Origin of the sequence: Pseudomonas sp. 2957 (assembly GCF_031456345.1) — a bacterium.
Lineage (GTDB): Bacteria > Pseudomonadota > Gammaproteobacteria > Pseudomonadales > Pseudomonadaceae > Aquipseudomonas > Aquipseudomonas siliginis.
Genome location: NZ_JAVDUL010000006.1, coordinates 294302 through 316888, shown reverse-complemented (window position 1 = coordinate 316888; position 22587 = coordinate 294302). Strand labels below are relative to the sequence as shown.

Annotated in this window: 23 protein-coding genes; 21 read left to right on the top strand and 2 right to left on the bottom strand. The window is 61.9% G+C overall.

Features of this window, described 5'->3' with window-relative positions:
• Positions 1 to 12: 12 nt before the first annotated feature.
• From J2Y39_RS22635 to J2Y39_RS22580, 12 genes are all read left to right on the top strand, one after another.
• Positions 13 to 1371, top strand: a complete 1359-nt coding sequence (locus tag J2Y39_RS22635; RefSeq protein WP_310219872.1) for a UDP-glucose/GDP-mannose dehydrogenase family protein — start codon at positions 13 to 15, stop codon at positions 1369 to 1371.
• Positions 1368 to 2075, top strand: coding sequence for a WecB/TagA/CpsF family glycosyltransferase (locus tag J2Y39_RS22630; protein ID WP_305383007.1), 708 nt, complete (start codon positions 1368 to 1370; stop codon positions 2073 to 2075). Before J2Y39_RS22635 ends, J2Y39_RS22630 begins: the two co-directional genes overlap by 4 nt.
• Before the next feature lie 11 nt (positions 2076 to 2086).
• On the top strand, positions 2087 to 3166 hold the full coding sequence (locus tag J2Y39_RS22625; protein ID WP_236168962.1) for a glycosyltransferase: 1080 nt from the start codon (positions 2087 to 2089) through the stop codon (positions 3164 to 3166).
• Entirely contained in the window at positions 3163 to 4269 is a 1107-nt protein-coding gene (locus J2Y39_RS22620; protein WP_056785623.1) for a glycosyltransferase, read from the top strand. The genes J2Y39_RS22625 and J2Y39_RS22620 overlap by 4 nt, the downstream gene beginning before the upstream one ends.
• A gap of 1 nt (position 4270) precedes the next feature.
• Positions 4271 to 5578: an O-antigen ligase family protein gene (locus J2Y39_RS22615; RefSeq protein WP_310219868.1), complete on the top strand. Its 1308-nt coding sequence runs from the start codon at positions 4271 to 4273 to the stop codon at positions 5576 to 5578.
• Entirely contained in the window at positions 5572 to 6501 is a 930-nt protein-coding gene (locus J2Y39_RS22610; RefSeq protein ID WP_310219866.1) for a glycosyltransferase family 2 protein, read from the top strand. Before J2Y39_RS22615 ends, J2Y39_RS22610 begins: the two co-directional genes overlap by 7 nt.
• Before the next feature lie 17 nt (positions 6502 to 6518).
• A complete protein-coding gene (locus J2Y39_RS22605) occupies positions 6519 to 7937 on the top strand; it encodes an oligosaccharide flippase family protein (protein WP_150742034.1) in 1419 nt (472 codons plus the stop codon).
• A gap of 31 nt (positions 7938 to 7968) precedes the next feature.
• Positions 7969 to 9024 carry a UDP-glucose 4-epimerase GalE gene (galE, locus tag J2Y39_RS22600; protein WP_310219864.1) on the top strand — a complete coding sequence of 352 codons (1056 nt, stop codon included), beginning with the start codon at positions 7969 to 7971 and terminating at the stop codon, positions 9022 to 9024.
• Positions 9025 to 9054: 30 nt separating this feature from the next.
• On the top strand, positions 9055 to 10533 hold the full coding sequence (locus J2Y39_RS22595; protein ID WP_310219862.1) for a family 16 glycosylhydrolase: 1479 nt from the start codon (positions 9055 to 9057) through the stop codon (positions 10531 to 10533).
• 409 nt (positions 10534 to 10942) lie between these two features.
• Complete coding sequence (locus tag J2Y39_RS22590; RefSeq protein ID WP_310219860.1) at positions 10943 to 12127, top strand: MFS transporter; 1185 nt, start codon at positions 10943 to 10945, stop codon at positions 12125 to 12127.
• A 27-nt stretch (positions 12128 to 12154) separates the two neighbouring features.
• Positions 12155 to 12829, top strand: coding sequence for a polysaccharide lyase family 7 protein (locus J2Y39_RS22585; protein ID WP_310219858.1), 675 nt, complete (start codon positions 12155 to 12157; stop codon positions 12827 to 12829).
• A 215-nt stretch (positions 12830 to 13044) separates the two neighbouring features.
• Complete coding sequence (locus J2Y39_RS22580) at positions 13045 to 14454, top strand: MFS transporter (protein WP_409037441.1); 1410 nt, start codon at positions 13045 to 13047, stop codon at positions 14452 to 14454.
• Positions 14455 to 14461: 7 nt separating this feature from the next.
• On the opposite strand, the gene J2Y39_RS22575 is transcribed toward J2Y39_RS22580, so the two are convergent.
• Positions 14462 to 14590 carry a hypothetical protein gene (locus J2Y39_RS22575; RefSeq protein WP_290127647.1) on the bottom strand — a complete coding sequence of 43 codons (129 nt, stop codon included), beginning with the start codon at positions 14588 to 14590 and terminating at the stop codon, positions 14462 to 14464.
• A 132-nt stretch (positions 14591 to 14722) separates the two neighbouring features.
• Positions 14723 to 15274: a cytochrome b gene (locus J2Y39_RS22570; RefSeq protein WP_150742029.1), complete on the bottom strand. Its 552-nt coding sequence runs from the start codon at positions 15272 to 15274 to the stop codon at positions 14723 to 14725.
• 206 nt (positions 15275 to 15480) lie between these two features.
• On the opposite strand from J2Y39_RS22570, the gene J2Y39_RS22565 reads away from it, so the two are divergent.
• The 9 genes from J2Y39_RS22565 to J2Y39_RS22525 all read left to right on the top strand — a co-directional run bounded on the left by J2Y39_RS22565 (position 15481) and on the right by J2Y39_RS22525 (position 22545).
• Entirely contained in the window at positions 15481 to 16158 is a 678-nt protein-coding gene (locus tag J2Y39_RS22565; RefSeq protein ID WP_310219852.1) for a thermostable hemolysin, read from the top strand.
• Positions 16148 to 17626 (top strand): AMP-binding protein, encoded by a 1479-nt coding sequence (locus J2Y39_RS22560; protein WP_310219849.1) that lies wholly within the window; start codon positions 16148 to 16150, stop codon positions 17624 to 17626. The genes J2Y39_RS22565 and J2Y39_RS22560 overlap by 11 nt, the downstream gene beginning before the upstream one ends.
• The gene (locus J2Y39_RS22555) at positions 17626 to 18300 is read left to right on the top strand and encodes an iron-containing redox enzyme family protein (protein ID WP_310219847.1); all 675 of its coding nucleotides are present in this window, start codon (positions 17626 to 17628) and stop codon (positions 18298 to 18300) included. The genes J2Y39_RS22560 and J2Y39_RS22555 overlap by 1 nt, the downstream gene beginning before the upstream one ends.
• The gene (locus tag J2Y39_RS22550; protein ID WP_041478761.1) at positions 18287 to 19096 is read left to right on the top strand and encodes an SDR family oxidoreductase; all 810 of its coding nucleotides are present in this window, start codon (positions 18287 to 18289) and stop codon (positions 19094 to 19096) included. Before J2Y39_RS22555 ends, J2Y39_RS22550 begins: the two co-directional genes overlap by 14 nt.
• Positions 19093 to 19737: a tetratricopeptide repeat protein gene (locus J2Y39_RS22545; protein ID WP_041478760.1), complete on the top strand. Its 645-nt coding sequence runs from the start codon at positions 19093 to 19095 to the stop codon at positions 19735 to 19737. The genes J2Y39_RS22550 and J2Y39_RS22545 overlap by 4 nt, the downstream gene beginning before the upstream one ends.
• Positions 19738 to 19748: 11 nt before the next feature.
• Positions 19749 to 20411 (top strand): response regulator, encoded by a 663-nt coding sequence (locus J2Y39_RS22540; RefSeq protein ID WP_016774538.1) that lies wholly within the window; start codon positions 19749 to 19751, stop codon positions 20409 to 20411.
• A complete protein-coding gene (locus J2Y39_RS22535) occupies positions 20408 to 21778 on the top strand; it encodes an ATP-binding protein (RefSeq protein ID WP_310219843.1) in 1371 nt (456 codons plus the stop codon). The genes J2Y39_RS22540 and J2Y39_RS22535 overlap by 4 nt, the downstream gene beginning before the upstream one ends.
• An 8-nt stretch (positions 21779 to 21786) precedes the next feature.
• Positions 21787 to 21990 (top strand): hypothetical protein, encoded by a 204-nt coding sequence (locus J2Y39_RS22530; RefSeq protein ID WP_224787232.1) that lies wholly within the window; start codon positions 21787 to 21789, stop codon positions 21988 to 21990.
• A 342-nt stretch (positions 21991 to 22332) separates the two neighbouring features.
• Positions 22333 to 22545: a hypothetical protein gene (locus J2Y39_RS22525; protein ID WP_252869429.1), complete on the top strand. Its 213-nt coding sequence runs from the start codon at positions 22333 to 22335 to the stop codon at positions 22543 to 22545.
• Positions 22546 to 22587: the final 42 nt, after the last annotated feature.

Sequence of the window (22587 nt, the reverse complement as noted above, 5' to 3'; positions counted from 1 at the left end):
TGAGGTTTTCCCATGAATGTGAGTGTATTCGGTATCGGTTATGTCGGACTGGTCCAGGGCGCCGCGCTGGCCGAGGTCGGCCACAACGTGCTGTGTGTGGATGTCGACGCGGCCAAGGTGCAGGCCTTGAACGACGGCACTCTGCCCATCTACGAGCCGGGTCTGAAAAGCCTGGTGCGGGACAATCATCACAGTGGCCGTCTGCAATTCGGCAGTGATCTGGCCGCTGCGGTAAAGCACGGCGATGTGTTGCTGATCGCGGTCGGCACGCCGCCGGACGAGGACGGGTCGGCGGATCTCAAACATGTCCTCAGTGTCGCCCGCACCATCGGCGAGCACCTGCGCGGCGAGCAGATCATCGTCGACAAATCCACGGTGCCGGTGGGCACGGCGGACCGGGTGCGCGAATGCATCAGCGCCATCCTCGGCGAAAGCGGGCGTGGTGCACTGACCTTCGATGTGGTTTCCAACCCGGAATTTCTCAAGGAAGGTTGCGCGGTCGACGACTGCATGCGCCCCGACCGGATCATCATCGGCACCGACAGCCCGCGCGCCGAAGCGCTGATGCGCGAGCTCTACGAACCGTTCAATCGCAACCGCGAAAAAATCATCGTCATGGATGTGCGCAGCGCCGAACTGACCAAGTACGCCGCCAACTGCATGCTGGCAACCAAGATCAGCTTCATGAACGAGATGGCCGGGCTTGCCGAAAAGCTTGGCGCCGACATCGAAATGGTTCGCCATGGCATCGGCTCGGATCCGCGCATCGGCTACCAGTTCATTTATCCCGGCATCGGTTACGGCGGTTCGTGTTTTCCCAAGGATGTGCGTGCACTGATCCATGCTGCACACGGCGTCGATGTCGATGCACGCCTGCTGCGGGCGGTGGAGTCGCGCAACAACGAGCAGAAAAGCACGCTGTTCCACAAGATCGCCGAGCACTTCAACGGTGCGCTGGAAGGCAAGACCTTCGCGCTGTGGGGCCTCAGTTTCAAGCCCAACACCGATGACATGCGCGAAGCCCCCAGCCGCGTGTTGATGGAGGCGTTGTGGCGTGCCGGCGCCAGCGTGCAGGCGTTCGACCCGAAAGCCATGGAACAGGCGCAGCAGCTTTATGGCCCGCGCGATGACCTGACGCTGGCCGGCACCAAAGAGGCGGCGCTGAAAAATGCCGACGCGCTGGTGATCGTCACCGAGTGGCAAGCGTTTCGCGCGCCGGACTTCGAACTGCTCGCCCGCCAGTTGAAAAATCCGCTGATTTTCGACGGGCGCAACCTGTTCGATCCGCAGCGCCTCAGCGCGCGCGGCTTCACCTACATCAGTGTCGGCCGGCCGACCTGCACCGCCCAAGCACAGGATCTCGCGTCATGATCCGCCTGGAATTGCTCGACCGTTATTCGCCGGCCCTGCTGGAATCCAACCGGGCCTTCTCCTTTCTCAACTTCGCCTCGATCGGCAGTTTCATCCGCCAGCCGCCGTCGTCGCTGGCGTATTTTTGCGACGGCATGCTGATGTCCGGGTTCATGTCGCGCATCACCGGGCGCGCGGTGCAGCGGGTCAGTTTCGATTTCACCTCGATTGCCGATCCGGTGTTGCGTGAATCCGAGCAGCGCGGCAAACGCGTCTATGTGGTCGGTGCGCGGCAGGCCGAGCTTGATCGTTTCGTTGACAAGCTCGGTATGCAGTACCCGCGCCTGCAACTGGTCGGCGCGCACAACGGTTACTTCGACGCCGAACAAGGTGCGGCAATTCAAGCTGACATCCGCCGACAGCGCACCAACCTGCTGCTGGTCGGCCTTGGCGCCGGTCTGCAGGAGCGCTTTATCCTCGAAGCACTGCGCGGTGGTTTCAGCGGCGTGGCGTTCACCTGCGGCGGTTTCATTCGTCAGGAGGCCAATGCCAGCGAGCGTTACTACCCCGACGCTATCAATCGCCTGCACCTGCGCGCCTTTTACCGCATGTACCGCGAGCCGCACACGATCAAGCGTTACCTGCTCGACTACCCGAGCAATGCCCTGCGCCTGACCGAACTGATTCTGCGCCAGCAAGTGGCAATCAATGTCACTGCCCCATGAGGATTGTGCCGATGCATATTCTGTTCACGCTCAAGGATTACCAGACTGGCGGCGGCGTCGAGTGCGTGCAGCAACGCCTCGCCGAGCAGTTTCTGGCGGACGGCCGGCGGGTGAGTTTTTTCGTCATGAACGGCGACTCGCCCAACGTCGACGGCGCGCCGAGCATGGCCGGTGGCGGCAGTGGGCTCGCGGGCTGGCTGAAATCGATCGTGCTGCTGCGCCGGCTGATCCGCCGTGAGGGCGTGACGCATCTGATTGGCGCCAAGGAGCAGGCCAACCTCTGCACCTGGTTCGCCACCCTGGGCAGTGCCTGCAAAGTCATCTACACCCGCCACGCCGCGCTGGATTGCGCCGAACAGAACACCGGGCGCGCCAGCCTGCGTCTGTTGTACGCGCTGTACCTGTGCGGCAGCGGCAAGGTGGTCGCGGTGTCCCACGGTCTGCGCCAGTCCCTTGCCGGGTTGATGCCGTGGGGCCAGCCGCGCATCCGTTATTGCCCGAACGCGGTGATCAGCGAGCAACTGTTGCGCGCGGCACAGGCGCCGTTGCCCGGTGGCGTGCCCCATCATTATTGGCTGGGTGTCGGCCGGCTAGCGGAAACCAAGGGCTTCGCGCTGCTGCTCGACGCCTACGCCCTGGCGGCGCAACAACGCACGCTGCCCTATCTGGTAATTGCCGGCGACGGGCCGTTACGCGCAGCGCTTGAAGCGCAGACACAACGGCTGGGCATCGAACGCCTGGTGCATTTCACCGGGCATCTGCGCAATCCCTATCCGCTGATCCGCCATGCGCAACTGTTGGTGCTCAGTTCTTTGCACGAAGGTTTGCCGACGGTACTGGTCGAGGCGCTGGCGCTGGGTACGCCGGTGATCTCCACCGATTGCGGCAGCGGTCCGCGCGAGTTGCTCGACGATGGACGCCTCGGGCGTTTGGTCAAGGTCAATGATGTGCCGGCCCTGGCCGAGGCGCTGCTCGACAGTCTGGCCAGCCGCGAACCCGAGCCGCCGCCCCGACGCTCAGTCAGCGACGCGATCCTGCCCTATACCAGCCAGTACGCCGCGCAGGCTTATTACCAGGTGTGGAACCGATGAAAAAGCTGCTGATCATTCTCCAGGACCTCGGCGCCGGCGGCGCGGAGAAAATGATGGTGCGCCTCGCCGGTGCCTTGGTTGAGGCCGGCAACGAAGTCACGCTGCTGATGCTCACCGGTGCCGGCATCAATCAGCCGGCGCTCGACCCACGAGTCAGACAAGTGCTGCTCGACAGTCCGCGCAGCGCGGCGGCTGTGCCGGCACTGACACGGTTTTTACGCAGCAATCAGTACGACGCGCAACTGGCCGCCCTCACACACGTCAACGTCGTGGCGATTGCCGCCGCCGCGCTGTCCGGGACGCTGGCGCGGCTGCATGTCAGCGAGCGCAATGCCTTTTCGCGTGACAAACACGTCAACCCGGCGCTGTCGGTCAAGCTCGCCTACTGGCTGGCGCCGTGGTTGTACCGGCTGATTCCCAACCCGGTGATCTGCGTGTCACAAGGCGTCGCCGAGGATCTGGTCGACACCACCATCGCCCGCGCGCGCGATGTGACGACCGCTGACAACCCGGTGCTCGACAACGATTTTCGTGACAAACCCGCCGCCGCGCCCAGCCATCCCTGGCTCAAGGCCAAAACCACTCCGGTGATCGTCGCTGTAGGACGCCTGGCGCAGCAAAAAGGCTTCGACACTTTGATCGACGCCTTCGCCCGCCTGCCGCAAGGCAATGCGCGGCTGATCATCTTCGGCGAAGGCGCCCTGCGCGGCGAACTGCTGGCCCAAGCGACAGCGCTCGGCGTCGCAGAGCGTTGCGATCTACCGGGATACGCCAGTGACCCTATCGCCGAGATTGCCCGAGCGGACTGTTTCGTCCTGTCGTCGCGTTTCGAGGGCAGCCCCAACGCGTTGGTCGAAGCCCTGTCGACCGGCACGCCGGTCGTGGCGACCCGCTGCCCGTACGGCCCGCAGGAAATCCTCGCAGATGGCGCCGTCGCCCCCTTGGTCGAGGTGGACGATCCGGCCGCCCTCGCCAGCGCAATCAGCGCACAAATGGCCGCGCCACGAGCCCTGCATCGCCAGCGGCGGATTGATGCCGCCGCGCGCTTCGTCAGCGGCCGCGCGGTGCAGACCTACCTCAAGGCGTTACTTGGGAGGCGCTGAGATGAACCGCCTGCAAGTGCGTTATTCGACACTGGCCGACGCCTTCACCTTGTTTGGCGTGCTGTTCTATACGCAAGTGATCGGCTTCTTTCTGCGCCTGGGGAATGTGAGCAGGCTGGACGATGCCCAGCAGGATCTGGAAGGCAATCTGGCCAATCAGGTCTGCGGCTTGCTGACGTTGCTGGTGCCGCTGTTCTTCTTCATTCGCCACAAAGTGTTCCTCAGCAAGAGTTTCTACCGGCAGAACCTGTTTTTGCTGTTGTTTCTCGGCTGCGTGGCGGCGTCGATCAGTTGGTCGAGCGAGCCGATGCTCAGTTTCAAGCGTTTCGTTGCGCTGCTCAGCGTGGTGTTTTTTGCCGGTTTTATCGCTTGGCGCTACAGCATCGAGCGGATCGCTTTTCTGTTCGGCTGCGTGATCGGTGCAGCGGCGCTAGTCGGCTTGATCTTCGCCGTGATTCGCCCGGACATCGCCTTTATTTCCGGCGGCATCCGTGACGGGGCCTTTCGCGGGGTGTTCGCGGAAAAGAACGCTGGCGCACGCCTGAACGCGATTGCGATCCTGTTGCTGCTGCCGATGATCCGCCAGCGCAACCCGCTAGCCATGCTGTATGGGCTGTTCGCGCTGATCGCCATCGGTCTGGCGCAGTCAGCCACGGCGATTTCGCTGATCGTCGCCGGCACCGCCAGTTACGCCTACTTCATCACGCTGATCCGGCTGCGCATCAACCGCTCACTGCTGGCCTTCACCGCCGCCACGCTGGTGTTCTTCCTCTTGTGTGGGGTGCTTTACGCCAACTACGCCATGCTGCTGGAACTGGTCGGCCGCGACCCGTCACTCACTGACCGCACGTTGATCTGGGAGCTGTTGCAGCCGCTGATCGATGCGCAATTTCTCAAGGGCTACGGCTTCGGCGCGTTCTGGGCCAGTGCCGATGCCGATGCGTTTATCACGCGCTGGGGCTACATCGGCAATGCCCACAGCGGCTACGTTGAAACCCTGCTCAACGGCGGTTTGATCCAGTTGATCGCCCTGCTGCTGATGTTTGCCCAGACCCTGAGCAAGCGCTATCGGGCAATCACGGCGGATCAGTCGGCGCGCTATCAGGCCTGTGCGCTGGTGATCATCGGCCTGTTCGTCGTTACCAATTACGTCGCCTATGTGATTCCCAACTACCGCTCGGGCGAGTTCCTGATTTTCTGCGTGCTCAGCCTGACCTTCCGCCACCACCTCGTCGCTCGTCCGCAGCCGCTGCCAGCGGCGAATGCTCGGCCAATGCGCGGCACTTTCCGGGAGCAACGCCCATGCTGAATGATCCATCGGCCGTCACCGTGTGCGTGGTGGTTCCGCTGTACAACGCCGCCGCCAGCATTCAACGCACACTGGACTCGGTGTGCGCACAGACCCGCCTGCCGGACAAAGTCATTGTCGTCGATGACGGTTCCAGCGATGCCGGGCCAGAGATCGTCAGGCAGTACGCCGCGCCCTTCCCCATCGTGCTGTTGCAGCAGCCCAACCAAGGCCCGGCCAGTGCACGCAATCGCGGCGTGTTCAGCGCCGAAGAAACCTTTATCGCTTTCCTTGATGCCGACGACCGCTGGCATCCGGAAAAACTGCAAAAACAACTGGCACTGCACGCGGAATTGACCCGACAGGGACGCAAAGTCGGTTTGATCGATTGCTTTCAGATGAGCGAATTCAGTGATGGCAAACGCCAATTGGAGGATCGCTGTAAACACGGCGAGCACTTTGCCGACTTCATGCGCGAGAACATCATCAACGGCACCTCCGGCGTACTCGCCCTGCGCGAGATCATCGTCGCCATTGGCGGCTTCGATCAGAGCCTGCGCTTCGCTGAAGATCGCCTGTTGTGGACGCGCATCGCCGAAATCAGCGAGATCCACAGCGTGCCGCAGATTCTCCACTGGCGCGCCGTCAACGCCGCCAACATCACCGCGCAACCGCACAAGTATTACCCGCACAAGCTGCGCTTCATCCAGCTGTACCTGGCGCGTTACGGCACCCGTTTGAACCAGCAACAGCGGATCTATTTCGTTCTCGCCAACCACGCGGAATTTCTCAATGCCTTCTCCCGGCGCGGCGATCATCACCGGGTCATCGAGGTGTTCCGACAGATGCTCGGGCATTCGTGGCAGACGCTGTTGTTCTCCCGGGGCAAACCGACCCTGCGCTACCTCTACGCCTGCTTCAAAAGTCTGGGCAACAGCCGCTGAATTTCAGGGATCGCGCCATGGCCAACCGTCGCCTGATGACCCTCGCATGGATTTTCACCGAGAAGTTCGGCCTGATTTTCCTGTCGATGATTACCTTTGTCGTCTACGCGCATTTGCTGACGCCGACGGAGCTGGGCATCGGCACGTTGATCATCGCCGTGGTCGAAGTGGTCGGCATTCTGTTCTCGTCGATGCTGGAAGACCCGCTGGTGCGCCTGCAGCGGATGGAAGACAAACACATCAGCAGCGTGTTCTGGTTTGCCGTGCTGGTCAGCCTGCTATCGATCGCGTTGATTTCGCTGGCGGTCGTGCTCTATACGCCGTCCACCGCGCTGCGCTGGATGACCGCTGTGGCCTCGGTGAAAATCCTTTTCACCCTGATGGCGCGGGTGTATGTGGCACAGATGCGCCGCAGCGGCAATTTCAAGCTGCTGGCCTCGCGCACCTTGCTCGGCAAAGTGGCTGGCGGGGTTGGCGGCGTGGCTGTTGCGCTGCTGGGTTTCGGCCCGTGGGCGGTGGTTGCCCAAGCGCTGATCATGGACGGCGTTTCCACACTGGTACTGATGCGCAGCGAACGTCGGCGCATTCCCTTGCTGATCGACCGCCAGGTGCTGAGCGAACTGCTGCGCGCCGGTCTCCCGGTCTGTGTCAACGTGATGAGTTCGCAAACCCTGCAACGCGGCGTCAACCTGATTCTCGGCCTGACTGCCGGGGCGCACGCGGTGGGCATGTTCAATCTGGCCATGCGCATCATCGACCTGCCGCGCTCGGCGATCTACAACGGCTTGATGAGTTACGCCTTGCCGGTGTTCGCCCGGCGCAGCGCTGAACCGGCGCGGCTGATCGGCGTGATAGGTGATTCCACGGCGATCAGCGGCTTCGTGCTCACGCCGCTGTTCTTCGGCATCGCCCTGACCGCCGAAGACATCATCCTGCTGATCTTCGGCGCGAAATGGGCCGACGCGATTCCCTTGCTGCAAGTGCTCGCCTGCACGGCGGCGCTGGGCAATCTGGCGCTGTATGCAACCACTGCGCTGGTGGCGGTCAATCGCACACATCTGACCCTGAAGGCCGAAGTTGCCACCACCCTGCTCGCGCTGGCGCTGGTGTATCTGCTCGGCGCGACCTACGGCGGCATGGCGGCGGCGCTGGCATTGCTGCTGCGCACGCTGCTGATCACGCCGTTGCAGGTACGCGGCCTGCACGCCGCGATCGGTTACGACTGGCGCAGCTTCTTTCAGTCCAGTTACCGCAGCCTGCTTGCCTCTCTCGTGATGGTCGTCGTGGTGATGTGGCTGTCGCGGCAGACCGGCCTGTCCGGTTATGCGCACCTGGCCGGCGACATTGCCATCGGCACGCTGACCTATGCCTTGGCCTACAGCCTGCTGCACCCGCGCTGGCCGCAAGAATTCAAGTTGGTGTTCACCGCCCGCTGAGCTGCATTTCCTCGCAATGGAGTACGTCGTCATGCGCAAAACCACGTTGATCACGGGCGGTGCCGGCTACATCGGTTCGCACACGGCATTGCAACTGATCGAAGCCGGACACTCGGTGCTGATCCTCGACAATCTGTGCAACAGCAGCCGCGAAGCAGTCGCACGGCTGGAGCTGTTGAGTCATTCGCACGTCGATTTCATCGAGGGCGATATCCGCGACGCCGCGCTGCTGGAAGAGATTTTCAGCACCTACGCGATTGATGCAGTGCTGCATTTCGCCGGCCTCAAAGCCGTTGCGCAAAGCGTGCGCCGCCCCATGGATTACTACGCCAACAATGTGTTCGGCACGCTGAACCTGTGTCAGGCGATGGCCCGCGCCCACGTGTTCAATCTGGTGTTCAGTTCCTCGGCGACGGTGTACGGCGAGCCGGCCCGCATGCCCATCGTCGAAGACCACGGCACCGGCAAACCGGCCAATCCCTACGGGCGCTCGAAGTTGATGATCGAAGAATTGCTCAGCGACCTTGCCCTCGCCGATTCACGCTGGAACATCGCTGTGCTGCGTTACTTCAACCCGATCGGCGCGCACCAGAGCGGGCTGATCGGCGAAGCACCCAGCGGTCGACCGAACAATCTGCTGCCGTGCCTGACCGAGGTCGCCAGCGGCCAGCGCGCGGCGTTGACCGTTTACGGCAACGACTATCCAACCGTCGACGGCACCTGTATTCGCGATTACATCCATGTGCTGGATCTGGCCGAAGGTCATCTCAAGGCGCTGCAGGTTTTGCAAGGCGACGAGCATGGCCTGCACGTATGGAATCTCGGCAGCGGCACCGGCTACAGCGTATTGCAGATCATCAGCGCCTTCGAAGACGTCACCGGCCTGCGCATTCCCTACCGGTTCGCCGCCCGCCGCGCCGGTGATGTCGCCGAGTGCCGCGCCGACGCGAGCAAGGCCGGGCGCGAGCTGGGCTGGCGGGCACAACGCGAGCTGACGCAGATGCTCATCGACAGCTGGCGCTGGCAGACCAGCAACCCGTGGGGCTACCGCCCGCAACCGGCGCCGCTGCTGGCGGTGGGTAGCTGAACCGGCGCACATCCATGTTAGGGACGACTCATGAACAGATCACCATGCTTGCTGTTGGTTTTGCTGCTGCTGAGTGCTGGCGTCAGCGCCAATATTCCACGACCGGTCACTGAAGGCCTGGTGTTGTGGCTGGACGGCAATGACCCGGCCGCGATGACACTGGAGGGGCAAAACCAGGTCGTACGCTGGCTGGATAAATCCGGCAAGGGCAATGACGTCACTGTCGACAACCGCGCGGCGACGACATTGCCCACGCGCGTCGACAACGCCCTCAACGGCCACGGTGTGGTGCGTTTCAACGGCACGGCAGCGTTCATGGGCCAGGCGATCCGCACAAGCAAAGGCCCGGTGACGGTCTTCGTCGTCTCGCGACGTCTGCCCGAGCAGGCCGGCGGCAAGGCCTGGCAGCGACTGTTCAGCTCCCGCCCGCAACTGGCGGACAACGACAATGTCGCGCCGAACTTCGGCATCAGCGTGCAGCAGACCACCGGGTACGAGCCGGCGCTGGCGTTGCTGGAAACCAGTGACGTGCCGATCGGCCCGTTCGCGGTGGCGCGCAATGTGGTGGGCACTTCGGAAATCCTCCGCGGCGACATCGCCGAAGTACTGGTTTATGACCGCCCATTCAGCAGCCAGGAAGAACGCCGCAATGTGTTCGAGTATCTGGCGCAGAAATGGGCGGTCGCCATTCCGCAGCAGGCCGATGCCTGGACCCGCGTCGGCCCGTTAGGCGCGACCCCGACGCACGTTACGCCCGATCTGCCGCTGTCGGATCAGGCCAATGCCGGCGGCTGGAAACTCGATACACGGCTGTCCGACGAATTCAACGGCAGCACCCTCGATGTCGAGCGCTGGCACGTCAACAACGCCACCGGTACCGATTCCCTCGGGCGCAAACCGGCGCTGTTTTTGCCGGAGAACGCCAAGGTCGGCAGCGGTAATCTGAACATCACCTTCCGCAAACAGACCCTCCCGGAAAAATACGTCGCCCTGGGCTACAAGGACTACAGCTCGGCGATGGTGCGCACCAACGAACGGGGCATGTACGGCTATTACGAAGCCCGGGCGAAGCCGATGAACTCTGCCGGCTCCAGTGCCTTCTGGCTGGCGTGGACCGGGCTGCCGGACAATGCCACGGAAATCGATATCTTCGAAATCGGCGGCAAGACCCGCAACGAAGCCTTTGATCGCCTGTACAACATGAACGCGCATGTCTGGACCAGACCGCAGAACGATCAACACCTGAGCTCCGGCAGCACCTGGATCGCACCGTGGCGGCTGGCCAATACTTTTCATGTCTACGGCTTTGACTGGCAACCCGAGACCTTGCGCTGGTACGTCGACGGCGTATTGGTCCGGGAGGCGAAGAACACCTACTGGCACTTCCCCATGCAAATCGTTTTCGACAGCGAAGCGATGTGGGACTGGTTCGGGGTGGTCGACGATGCTGACCTGCCGTCGGTGTTTCGCATCGATTACGTCAGGGTCTGGACCCGCTCGCCGCAGTAGTGCTGTGTTCAACGGGTTTGGACCTTCGCTTGCATCCGCCACAGCGTGCGGAAACCTCCCTGACGCTCGCGCAGTTCTTCCGGCGTGCCGTCCTGCACTAACTCGCCTCTCTCCAAGCGCCATCCCCCGCCCCTCGATACCCGCAAACATCACTCGATCCTGCTCGCAAAGGTTGACGTGCGCCAAGCCAACCGAGCGGCTGCCCTCGCCCTTTGCTCTACCATCCATCGGCTGTGTTGGAAAATCATCAAACCCAAGTGCAAGTCCGTTATCAGAATCGGTAACCACTCCAGCAACAGACATCCTCGAGGACACTCATGGCTAATGATCCCTCCAACTCCGATCGCATCTGGTCCAGACCGGAGCATGCGGTCGAGACAACCTTTCCTGCCAGCAATCCGATTTCACCGTGAGTCTTGACCGGCGCAGCCTCAATCTGGTCGCGGCAGCGTTCGCGCTGACCGCCTTGTCCTATGGCCTCGCGCGCTTCGCCTATGGACTGCTGTTGCCGCAGATTCGTCAGGATCTGACGCTCAGCGTGACCGCTGCCGGCTGGATCGGTGGCAGTGCGTTCGCCGCTTACTGTGTGGGCATCGTTGCGACGTTTGTCTGCAATGGCAAAATCAGTCCGCGCGGGTTGACGGTGATGGCCGGCGCCGCCGCGACGCTGGGCATGGGACTGGTGGTTGTGGCCTCGTCGGGGCTGACGTTGGGCTGCGGTGTGGCGCTGGCGGGATTGAGCACGGGTCTGACTTCGCCGCCATTGGCCAGTGCGGTGGCAGCGCGTCTTGATGATGCGGATCGCCCACGGGCCAATGGTTTTATCAATGCAGGGACAGCGGCGGGAATCGTTTTTTCCGGTTTTGCGGCGATATTGGCGGCCGGGCAATGGCGCCAGCTGTATGCCCTGTTTGCCTTGATCGGCATCGGCGTTACGCTCTGGCTCTGGTTTGCGGTGCCGCGACGGGTCGAGCGTGACGTCGCGCAGAGCTTCTCGCTGGCAATGCTGCGTCGACCCGGCGTACTGCCTTTGTGCGCCAGTGCTTTCCTGATGGGCCTGGCGAGCACGGCGATCTGGACATTCGGCGCCGATATTTTGCGCAGTGAGGCTGGTTTCTCCGATCAGGGCATTGCGTGGGCGTGGATCGTATTGGGCGCTGCGGGAATCAGCGGCTGCATGACCGGTGTGCTCACCGGCCGCTTCGGTGTCGCACGGATGCAGCATCTGGCGCTTGCCGGGATCGCCCTCGGGACATTGGGCCTTTCTGCCGCATCAGTTTCCGCCGGATCGGGCCTCGCCGCGATGTGCCTGTTTGGCGCGGCCTACATTGTTTCTTCAGGCGTTTATCTGCTGCAAGGCATTCGTTTGTTGCCGGACCGCCCGGACCTGGGACTGGGCATTCCGTTTCTGCTTCTGGCGCTCGGTCAGACCGCTGGCACGCCGGTTTTCGGCGCGGTGCTGGAGGCTGCCGGCGTAATCGTTGCCCTTTGTGTTTTCGCGGCGGCCGCTTGCGCCGCTATGGTGCTGTGCCCAAGAGATGGTGAAAGTCCGCGCAGACAGATGTGCCAATCCACTGAAGGCTTGGGTCGCTAATGATTTTTATCGTCAGGAGTACAAACCATGGCCGTAAACATCAGCAATCTCACCCTCTCCACCCCGGTACCCGTCTCGGCGACCAATCCGGTCGCACTGGAGCTCAACGGCGCCGAAGCCATTGCGCAATTTCCCAGCATCGTCACCGTGCTGCCGGACGGATCGCTGCAACTGTCCGCGCCGACCAAAGGCGCCTCAAGCAAGAGCACCCACCGCACCCGCTGCGAATGGAAAGAATCCTTCTATTGGTCGCTGGCCAGCGCCGCTGACCACCTCAACTTTCAGGAAATGACCGTGACCAAGGTCAACTCTGCGCAGAAAGTGGTTATCTCGCAGATGCATGTGAAAAACGACGACAGCCCCGCCATCAAGGTGTTCTGGCAGAAAGGCAACATCACCATGGGCTTCCGCCAGAGTTTCAACCAGCCCACCCCGGTCAACACCACGGTGCTCAAGGGCGTACCGCTGGGCGCGAAATTCAAGGTGACCATTCGCGCCAACTCTGCCGGCGTAGCTCGAGTCACCGTCGACTACAACGGCGTTGTCGGTACATCAGGTGATTTGCAGCTCGACTCAACCTGGAATTCGCAGGTGTTCAATTTCCACGGCGGGGTCTACAACCAGATCGACTACACCGACGCCACCCCGCCAGAGGATGGCTCGATCTGCATCATCAGTGATTTGTTGATATCGCATACTTAGGCGCTGAAACGAGCAAGGGCCTGCATAGCTTTTGCATGCATGGCCCTTGTCGGAGCTCAGCCCGATGATTGGTTTTCAGCCTCCTCTCGAACCTCAAAACAGCCTGCGTCCTAACGTCGCAGCCTTCAGCTATTGGCAAATCCTGCGCAAGCCGTAGAATCCCGCGCGCTCTGGCATCGCGTGTCTCGTCACAGTCGCGATCTGCAGGGCTGGCCATGTCGTTCGACGCCACCGCCCTGCCCGATCGGCAGACTCTTGCACAACACCTGTTCCAGCCTGGCAACCGCACGCGCAGAGGCGCACGTTGCGCTGTACTATTTCTTGAGGTTTTTATGTCTCCGCGTTTGCTGGCCATGGCGCTGGCGCCCCTGCTCGGGCTGTTCATTATTGCTCTGGGCAATGGTTTTCTGTCTTCCCTGACCACCCTTCGCCTGGACGCCGCCGGCGCCTCGGCGACGATGATCGGGATTGTTTCCTCGGCCTACTTCATGGGCCTGACGCTAGGCGCGGTGTTCAATGACCGGCTGATTCTGCGCATCGGCCATATACGCGCCTACGGCAGCTTCGCCTCGCTGATTGCCGTGACGATCCTGTTGCAGGGTCTGTTCTACGACACCTGGGGCTGGCTCGTCCTGCGGCTGATCAATGGCTGGGCCACGGTGGGTGTGTTTCTGGTGATCGAGAGCTGGCTGCTGCTGGCCGGTGACGAGAAGATTCGCGGGCGCCTGCTCGCGCTGTACATGATCGTCCTTTATGGCGCTGGCGTTTTGGGCCAGGCGACGCTCGGGACCATCACCGGCATGAGCGACAGCGCGCCGTTCATGGTTGCCGGCATGCTTGCTGCGCTGTCGGTGCTGCCGATCGTGATCCTGCCGCGTGTGTCGCCGCTGCTCGATCAGGTCGAGCCGCTCAAGCCCCGGCAACTGCTGGGCGTGACGCCGACCGGGCTGGTCGGCTGTTTCGGCTCGGGGGTGACCATCGCGGCGATCTACACCTTGTTGCCGCTGTATCTGCAACGCAGAGGTCTGGACGTCGGAGAAGTCGGCAGCATGATGGCCTGGACGATCCTCGGCGCGATGCTGCTGCAGTATCCGGTCGGACGCTGGTCCGACCGCACGGATCGCTTGCAGGTGCTGACGCTTCTGACGGTGGCATGCACGGCATTATCGCTGGTGATTGTGCTGCTGCCGCTGTCTTCGACAATGCTCGCGGCGATGCTGTTTCTGCTCGGTGGCGGCGTCTTCGCGCTGTACCCGGTGGCCGTCAGCCACGCGGCCGACCGCGCCCCGGCCGAAGCGCTGGTGCCGATGATTCAGGGTTTGCTGCTGATCAACTCGCTGGGCTCGGCCATCAGCCCGATGATGATCTCGCCGGTGATGAACTCGTTCGGCGCCAACGGCCTGTTCTGGGTATTTGCGGTGGTCAACCTGAGCATGGTCAGCTTTTTCTTTTGGCGCCGCGGCAAACGCCCGGTGCCGGCCAACCCCGCACCTTTCACGGCGGCAGCAACCTACTCGCCGACGGGTGCGGAGTTGCGGGTCACCGAGGATTTGCGTGTGGCCGCTGAGGAGCATCCGGCGATGATGGATGCGATCAGCGGAGAATTGGTGACGCAGCCGCGGTAACTGGTGATCAGCAACTGCCCGGCGGAATACCGTCCTTGTTGAAGTCCTTCAAGCGCTCGCGCTCTTCTTCGGTGGAATGCGCCGGGGTTGTTTGATCCGGTACTTCTTGCGGCACTTCGGGTTTTTCTTCAGTCATGGCTTTGCCCTCGTTGTCGATGCTATTTCGGCATCGGCGAGGGCCGGCAGTTCCGGATTTTCAACTCCACCGCAGCCATGCGCTTCAGTTACGGCGAGCATTACCTTCAGCGAACAGCGCCAGATGCTTGCCTCAAGAGCGGGCACGCTCAATCAACATCCTCTGCAACGTGTTGTCCTTCACCCAGTAATGGTGGAACAGCCCCGCCAACGCGTGCAGGCCGATCAGCCAGTAGCCGGCACTGCCAATCCATTCGTGCCAGTACTTGAGTTGTTTGGCCAGGTCCGGATCAATAGCCACCGGCGCCGGCACATGGAAGCCGAAGTAAGGAAACGGCTTATCGCCCGCCGCGAGCATCAACCACGCGAGGAGCGGTGTGACAATCATCAATCCATACAGCGCCAGGTGCGTCAGGTGCGCGATTGCGGTCTGCCACGCTGGCGGCTTGGGGATGATCGGCGGACGCGGGGTCAGGCGGCCGATCAGACGAATCCACACCAACGCGAAGATGCTTGCGCCAAACAGCCCATGCATACCCATCAGCAGGCCGCGTGCTTCGCTGCCTTTGGGCATATAGCCTTTGATTTCGACGCACGCATACACACCGACGAACAACGCCAGCATCAGCCAATGCAGGATGATTGAGAGTTTTCCATAACGGGTTACAGCGGTGTCGCGAATCATAGGAAACGCCTCGTGATTGTTGTGGAGCGACGATCATCTCGCTCGAAATTATCGATCCGGTTGCCCTGAATCAAGGCTAACCATGCTTGCCCAGCCTTAAGGGAGTCTGAAGATCGGCGCTGCGGTTAACGGTTTTTCATCTTCAGACTTCGTTAAGAAATGGCTTGGATACTGCGCTCAAACCCATTGAGGGAGGCGTTCTGCCCATGCCCGAATTCGACTGGAACATCCCGCTGCCCCTGCACTTCGGCCAGGCCGAGTCGTTGCCGATGACGCTGAGAAACGCGTTGCCGGAGGACGAGCTGCGCGCGCCCTTCGAAGCCTTTATCCAGCAGCGTTTTCGCACGGCTCACGGTGCCGAAATCCGCCATTTCATGCCCGAGCTGTTCGGCATGCACAACAGCGATGGCCAGTTGTGCGCAGTGGCCGGGGTCCGTCGAGCGCATCTGCAGGCACTGTTTCTCGAGCGCTATCTGGATGAACCGATCGAGCCGTTGATCAGCGCCGCCGCCGGTCGTGCAGTGGATCGCAAGGTCATTGTCGAAGTCGGCAACCTCGCCGCCAGCGATACCGGCAGTGCGCGCCTGAGCATCATCGCCATCACCTATCTGCTGGCCATGGGCGGCCTGGAATGGGTGACCTTCACCGGCAACATCGGACTGGTCAACAGCTTCCATCGCCTGGGTCTGAAGCCCGTGACATTGTGCGCCGCTGATCCACAGCGACTGGGTGACGAGCGTCAACACTGGGGCAGTTATTACGAAAGCAAACCCTGGGTGCACGTCGGCAACATTCGCGCGGGATTTGTTCATCTGCGCAATATTGGCCTGTTCACTCGCCTGGGTTTGCCGACTTCCGTTGAAGGAGCCTGCCATGTCGCTTGAATTGCAGCGCTTCCAGGAAACCCTGCGCGACCATGCCCGACGCAATGACAACGCCTCAGCCCTGTGGGGCGACACGCTGAGAATAGATTACGCCACGCTGTATGCCGAGGTGTTGTATCGCCAGGAGCGCCTGCGCGATGAGCAGGTGCAGGTGATTGCGCTGGCGCTGGACAACGGCGTCGACGCGATGCTTTGGGATCTGGCTGTGTTGTTCGAAGGCTTGACCTGCGTAACGCTGCCACCGTTTTTCAGTGCCGCGCAGCGCGCCCATTGTCTGGAGCAGAGCCAGGCCGAACGGGTGATCGCCGAGCCGCAACTGCAAGCCGAGCTGCTGGCGGCGGGATATGAATTACGAGGCGAATTCTGGTGTCGCTCGTTCAATGGCCCGAGTCGCATGCCGGCGGGCACCGCGAAACTCACGTTTACCTCCGGGACCACCGGCACGCCGAAAGGGGTGTGCCTGAGCGCCGACAGCTTCCTGCGCGTTGCCCGGGAGCTTGATCAGGCAAGCGCAGCCACTGGACCGGAGCACCATCTGGCGCTGTTGCCTTTGGCGATCCTGCTGGAGAACCTGGGCTGTTATGCCGCGCTGTACGCCGGTGCGGTGTTGAGCCTGCCAAGCCAGACAACCCTCGGCATTCAAGGTGCCAGCGGCATCGATGTTGCGCGCCTGCTCGGTTATCTGGGCAAGCGTGCGCCGGAGAGTCTGATACTCGTGCCACAGCTGCTGCAAGTTCTGGTCAGCGCCGCTGAACAGAAGGCTTTCGATCCGCAAACCCTGCTCTTCGCCGCGGTCGGTGGAGCGCGGGTGTCAGCGGATCTGCTGCACCGCGCGCAACGGGTCGGGTTAGCGGTTTACGAGGGATACGGCTTGTCCGAGTGCGCCTCGGTCGTATGCCTCAATCGCCCCGGCGCGCGCCGTCCGGGCAGCGTCGGGCGCCCTCTGCCCCACCTCGAGGTGCGGTTGGCCGAGGACGGTGAAGTGCTGATCAAGGGTTCGGTGTTGCTCGGTTATCTGGGGGAGCCGGCGTATACCGATCAATGGTGGCCGAGTGGCGATCTGGGCGAGTTCGATCCGGAAGGTTTTCTCTATCTCAAGGGCCGCAAAAAACACCAATTCGTCACCAGCTACGGGCGAAACGTCAACCCGGAATGGGTCGAGTCGGAACTGACCCAGCGCCGCCACATCGCTCAAGCGTTCGTCTATGGCGAGGCGATGCCGCACAACCACGCCCTGCTCTGGCCGCATCGTCCGGACTGCACCGATGCCGAGCTGGCCGCCGCCGTCGCCGAAGCGAACGAGGCGTTGCCCGATTACGCCCAGGTGCATCAGTGGACGCGCCTGTCGCAGCCCTTCACCGCCGCCAACGGCCTGCTCACCGCCAATGGCCGGCCGCGCCGTGACGCCATCATCGCGCAGTACCACACGCAATTGACCGAATCCGCCACTTCCGAGGAATCCGCATAATGAGTTTTTTCGACACCCTGCAAGAAGCCACGCAACGCGAACGCCACGAGCTGTTCAACCTGCCGATCATCGTCGATGCGTTGCAAGGCAAGGTCAGCCTCGACAGCTATCGGGCCTTTCTTGCCCAGGCTTACTACCACGTGCGCCACACCGTGCCGCTGATGATGGCTTGCGGTGCACGCCTGCCGACGCGCCTGGAATGGCTGCGCAAAGCGGTGTGCGAATACATTGAAGATGAATACGGCCACGAGCAGTGGGTACTCAACGACATTGCCGTCTGTGGTGGTGATCGCGACGCCGTGCGCGATGGCCAGCCGTCATTGTCAATCGAGCTGATGGTCAGTTTTCTCTACGACCTGATCGCCCGGGGCAATCCGGTGGGTCTGTTCGGCATGGTAAACGTGCTCGAAGGCACCAGCATTGCCCTGGCGACCCACGCGGCGGGGAGCATTCGCGATCGCCTGGCGCTGCCGGAAACGGCATTCAGCTATCTGAGCTCCCACGGCGCGCTCGACATCGAGCACATGCAGACCTATCGGCGGTTGATGAATCAGCTGGAAGACCCTGACGATCAAGCGGCGGTCATTCATGCTTCGAAAGTCGTCTATCGGCTCTACACCGACATGTTCCGTGATCTGCCCCGCGACGCTGAGGCCCAATATGCAGCTGCATGAAGCCCGCGTGGTGCTGACAGGTGCCAGTGGCGGCATCGGCCTGGCCATCGCCAGTGCCTTGTGCGCCGCCGGTGCCAGGGTATTGGCCGTGGCGCGGCATCAGGAGGCGCTGTTGCCGCTGCTTGAGCGGTATCCGCAGAACCTGTGCTGGGTCGCCGCCGACCTGACCTTCCTCAGCGATCGCCGCAAAGTGTTGGCCGCCGCCGACGCCATCGGCGGCATCAACCTGCTGATCAACGCCGCCGGGGTCAATCACTTCGCCATGCTCGAACAGCTCGATGACAGTGACATCAACGCGATGCTGGCGGTGAACATCAGCGCGCCAATCTGCCTGACCAAAATGCTGTTGCCGCAGCTCAAGCAGGCTGACAGCGCGATGGTGGTCAACGTCGGCTCGACCTATGGCTCGATCGGCTACCCAGGTTACGCCAGTTATTGCGCGAGCAAATTTGCCCTGCGCGGATTCTCCGAGGCGTTGCGCCGCGAGCTGGCCGACACGCGGGTCAGCGTGTTGTATGTAGCGCCCCGGGCCACCCGCACCTCGATGAACAGCGCCGCTGCGCAAGCCTTGAACGATGCCCTCAAGGCCAGCGTTGACGATCCGCAGACCGTGGCGTCGGCAGTGATGCATGCGATTGCCGGCGACCGTCGTGATCTCTACCTAGGCTGGCCGGAGCGATTTTTCGTCCGTTTGAACAGCTTACTTCCGCATCTGGTGGATCGCGGTCTGCGCAAGCAATTGCCACTGATCCGCCGTCTCAGTGAAAAACCTGACAACGAGGCTTCAAAGCCATGAAAAAACTCTCCACATGCCTGCTGTTTGCCGCCCTCAGTCAAAGTGTCTGGGCGCTTGAGCCGGCTGATCAGCAACGTCTCACCGGCATCCAGCAGAACTGGGCGCACATTCAATACGAGGTCGCGGAAAAGCAGCGCGCCGCGGCGTTCGAGCAATTGGCCAGCGAAGCCAACGCGTTCACCACGCAACGTCCGAATGTGGCCGAAGCCTGGATCTGGAAAGGCATCGTCACCAGCAGTTGGGCCGGTGCCGAGGGCGGGCTCGGTGCCCTGGGCAAAGCCAAGGACGCCAAAGCGGACCTGGAAAAATCCCTGACGCTTGACCCTAAAGCCCTGCAAGGCTCGGCATACACCAGCCTCGCTGCATTGTACGATCGGGTACCGGGCTGGCCGATCGGCTTCGGCGACAGCGACAAGGCCGAGCAATTGCTCAAACAAGCCCTGCAGCTCAACCCCGATGGCATCGACAGTCTGTACTTCTGGGGCGACCATCTCTACCGTCAGAAGCGCTACGCTGAAGCCAAGGCAGCGCTGATCAAGGCCAGACAAGCCGCACCCCGTGCGGGCCGCGAAAGTGCCGATGCCGGGCGTCGTAAAGAGATCGACGCCTTGCTGGTGGACGTGAACAAGAAACTCGACTGAAAGGAGTGCGCGTGCGTTTATTACTGATCGAGGATGACGTGGCGCTGGGTGAAGGCATCTATCAGGCGCTGGGCCGTGAGGGATACACCGTCGACTGGCTCAAGGACGGCAGCAGCGCCTTGCACGCGCTGCTCAGCGAAACGTTTGACGTCGCCGTGCTGGACCTCGGCCTGCCACGCATGGATGGCCTCGAAGTGTTGCGCCGCCTGCGCGACAGCGGTTCGAACCTGCCGGTGTTGATTCTCACCGCTCGCGATGCCACCGAAGACCGCATTGCCGGACTCGACGCCGGTGCTGACGATTACCTGGTCAAGCCGTTCGACCTCGCCGAACTCAAAGCCCGCCTGCGCGCCTTATTGCGCCGCAGTGCCGGGCGCGCCCAGGCGCTGATCGAACACGCCGGCATCAGCCTCAACCCCGGCACCCAGCAGGTCAGTTATCAAGGCCAGCCGGTCGCGCTCACCCCCAAGGAATATCAGCTGCTGCACGAACTGCTGTCGCCGCCGGGGCGGGTGATGACTCGCGATCAATTGATCCAGTTGCTCTACGGCTGGAACGAAGAAGCGGAAAGCAACACCCTGGAAGTGCACATTCATCACCTGCGCAAGAAGTTCTCCACCGACCTGATCCGCACCATCCGCGGCGTGGGTTATCTGGTGGAGGAGCGTCGATGACCTCGATCCGCCGGCGCACGCTGACCCTGATCATCGGCCTGTTACTGGCCGGTCTAGCGGTACTCAGCCTCTTCAACGTGCATGACAGCAACCACGAAATCGCCGAGGTCTACGACGCCCAACTGGCGCAGAACGCACGCCTGCTGCAGGGCGTGATGCGTATGCCGATGGCGAGTACCGAGCACGCGCAGTTGTATCAGGCGTTCAATCAGGCTCTCGGGGAAGCCAAGCCACGGGTTGACGGACATCCTTACGAAAGCAAAATCGCCTTCCAGGTGTGGAACCCGCAAGGCGAGGTGCTGGTACACACCGCCAGTGCGCCCTCCTTCACTGCGCCGCCGACAAGAACGGGCTTCAGCGACGTTGTCGATCTGAAAGGTCGGCAATGGCGAGCGTTCATGCTGGAAGACAAGCAGAACGGCCTGCGCATCTGGGTCGGCGAGCGCGACGATGTGCGCGCCGACCTGGTCGACCGCATCGTGCGCCACACGCTGTGGCCGAACATGCTTGGCAGCCTGATCCTCGCCGCGATGATCTGGCTGGCCATAGGCTGGGGACTCAAGCCCCTGGCAGACATGGCGGCGACTCTGCGCGCCCGTCACAGTGGTTCACTTGAGCCGCTGCAACTGACGCCCCTGCCCAGTGAGCTGGAGCCCATGCAGGCAGCGCTCAATCGCATGCTCGCGCAGATTCAGGAAGTGCTCGGCCGGGAGCGTCGTTTTATCGCCGATGCCGCGCACGAAATGCGCACGCCGCTGGCGGTGCTGCGGGTGCATGCGCAAAATCTGCAGGAGGCCGGTACCGAAGAGGAGCGCCGTGAGTCACTTGAGTTTCTGATCTCCGGAGTCGACCGCACGAGCCGACTGGTCAACCAGCTGCTGACCATGGCGCGTCTTGAACCCAAACCCAACCCGCCGCCACTGCAACGCATTGATCTCAGCGAAACCGTACGCAACAGCCTGGTGCAATTGACACCATGGTTGCTGAGCAAACACCTTGAATTGATCTTCGAGGTCAGCGACCAACCGTTTCATGTCCTCGCCGACCCCGCCGCCATCGACATTGCGCTGAATAACCTGATCACCAACGCGGCGAATTTCTCCCCCGAACACGGTGCGATCACCGTGCACCTGAGCGAGTCCGATGGCTTCTGTCATTTGACGGTCGACGATCAAGGGCCGGGAATCGATGAATCGGACAGAGAGCGATTGTTCGAGCGTTTCTACAGCCGTGGCACGGCGCATGGCGCCGGATTGGGGTTGACCATTGTCAACACCATCGCGATGCGACTGAACGGACGGATTGAACTGGCGAACCGCGCAGAGGGCGGTTTGAGGGCGACGTTATCGATTCCGGCAGGGGAATAATCATCCGATTGATTCAGCTGTATGCCGCCGGCCCTAAATACCTGCTGCTCAGCGCTCTGCTCTACGCGCCTGGCTCGTTGATTTACCTGGGCACGCTGAAAACACGTCAGGGTCAGCCGCTCAGCGGTCCGGAAACGGGTGTGTTGATCATCATCTGGGCCGCCGCGATTTACGCTGGCCGGATGTTGTGGGCCGGAACGCTGACTTTGTAAGGTGCACCAGCGTTTGCGCTAGACCGCCAGTACGCTGCAGGGGTCCTGGTACAGTGAAAAACCTGAATATCGAGGCTTGTCCACCACCCTTGCGCAAGCGCCTGGGAAACCGACAAAGCGGCGATGAAACTGGCGAGCGGCATTGATCTGGATCAATCGCTGCGACGACAAACTGGATCGAAATAGGGTCATGATTCGGCGGCGCCCGCGTTTCGGATCAGGGACAGTCACAAGCTGCTCGAACGCGTGAAAGTTACAGATGCGGCCACAGGGTGGCAGGTCCGCAACCCACCCTCATTCTTGCTTTGCGAGGTTCACGATATGGTCATCAATGATCCAGCCATGACAACCGCCAATGTCCGCGACGCAATCGATGACAGTGGCGCACTGTTTCACGAAGCCGATCGGCTCAGCGAACAGGCCTATGCCGTCCTTGAAGAGCCGTTTTCTCCAGACACCATGCACAAGTTCAGCGAAGCGAGGAAACGCGCCGATGAGAAATATCGGCACGCCTGGCAACAATGGCAATACGCACATGGTGGGCGCAGTCACTGATTGATTACCCTCAACCGATTACCATCAACTGCTGCGATGACC

What these genes read in the sequence shown, in the direction of transcription:
- J2Y39_RS22575 (WP_290127647.1), bottom strand. Translation starts at nt 14,590, where the DNA reads ATGACTGAAGAAAAACCCGAAGTGCCGCAAGAAGTACCGGATCAAACA.
- J2Y39_RS22630 (WP_305383007.1), top strand. Translation starts at nt 1,368, where the DNA reads ATGATCCGCCTGGAATTGCTCGACCGTTATTCGCCGGCCCTGCTGGAA.
- J2Y39_RS22610 (WP_310219866.1), top strand. Translation starts at nt 5,572, where the DNA reads ATGCTGAATGATCCATCGGCCGTCACCGTGTGCGTGGTGGTTCCGCTG.
- J2Y39_RS22545 (WP_041478760.1), top strand. Translation starts at nt 19,093, where the DNA reads ATGAAAAAACTCTCCACATGCCTGCTGTTTGCCGCCCTCAGTCAAAGT.
- J2Y39_RS22635 (WP_310219872.1), top strand. Translation starts at nt 13, where the DNA reads ATGAATGTGAGTGTATTCGGTATCGGTTATGTCGGACTGGTCCAGGGC.
- J2Y39_RS22595 (WP_310219862.1), top strand. Translation starts at nt 9,055, where the DNA reads ATGAACAGATCACCATGCTTGCTGTTGGTTTTGCTGCTGCTGAGTGCT.
- J2Y39_RS22570 (WP_150742029.1), bottom strand. Translation starts at nt 15,274, where the DNA reads ATGATTCGCGACACCGCTGTAACCCGTTATGGAAAACTCTCAATCATC.
- J2Y39_RS22605 (WP_150742034.1), top strand. Translation starts at nt 6,519, where the DNA reads ATGGCCAACCGTCGCCTGATGACCCTCGCATGGATTTTCACCGAGAAG.
- J2Y39_RS22535 (WP_310219843.1), top strand. Translation starts at nt 20,408, where the DNA reads ATGACCTCGATCCGCCGGCGCACGCTGACCCTGATCATCGGCCTGTTA.
- J2Y39_RS22565 (WP_310219852.1), top strand. Translation starts at nt 15,481, where the DNA reads ATGCCCGAATTCGACTGGAACATCCCGCTGCCCCTGCACTTCGGCCAG.
- J2Y39_RS22620 (WP_056785623.1), top strand. Translation starts at nt 3,163, where the DNA reads ATGAAAAAGCTGCTGATCATTCTCCAGGACCTCGGCGCCGGCGGCGCG.
- galE (WP_310219864.1), top strand. Translation starts at nt 7,969, where the DNA reads ATGCGCAAAACCACGTTGATCACGGGCGGTGCCGGCTACATCGGTTCG.
- J2Y39_RS22560 (WP_310219849.1), top strand. Translation starts at nt 16,148, where the DNA reads ATGTCGCTTGAATTGCAGCGCTTCCAGGAAACCCTGCGCGACCATGCC.
- J2Y39_RS22580 (WP_409037441.1), top strand. Translation starts at nt 13,045, where the DNA reads ATGTCGTTCGACGCCACCGCCCTGCCCGATCGGCAGACTCTTGCACAA.
- J2Y39_RS22550 (WP_041478761.1), top strand. Translation starts at nt 18,287, where the DNA reads ATGCAGCTGCATGAAGCCCGCGTGGTGCTGACAGGTGCCAGTGGCGGC.
- J2Y39_RS22555 (WP_310219847.1), top strand. Translation starts at nt 17,626, where the DNA reads ATGAGTTTTTTCGACACCCTGCAAGAAGCCACGCAACGCGAACGCCAC.
- J2Y39_RS22625 (WP_236168962.1), top strand. Translation starts at nt 2,087, where the DNA reads ATGCATATTCTGTTCACGCTCAAGGATTACCAGACTGGCGGCGGCGTC.
- J2Y39_RS22615 (WP_310219868.1), top strand. Translation starts at nt 4,271, where the DNA reads ATGAACCGCCTGCAAGTGCGTTATTCGACACTGGCCGACGCCTTCACC.
- J2Y39_RS22525 (WP_252869429.1), top strand. Translation starts at nt 22,333, where the DNA reads ATGACAACCGCCAATGTCCGCGACGCAATCGATGACAGTGGCGCACTG.
- J2Y39_RS22585 (WP_310219858.1), top strand. Translation starts at nt 12,155, where the DNA reads ATGGCCGTAAACATCAGCAATCTCACCCTCTCCACCCCGGTACCCGTC.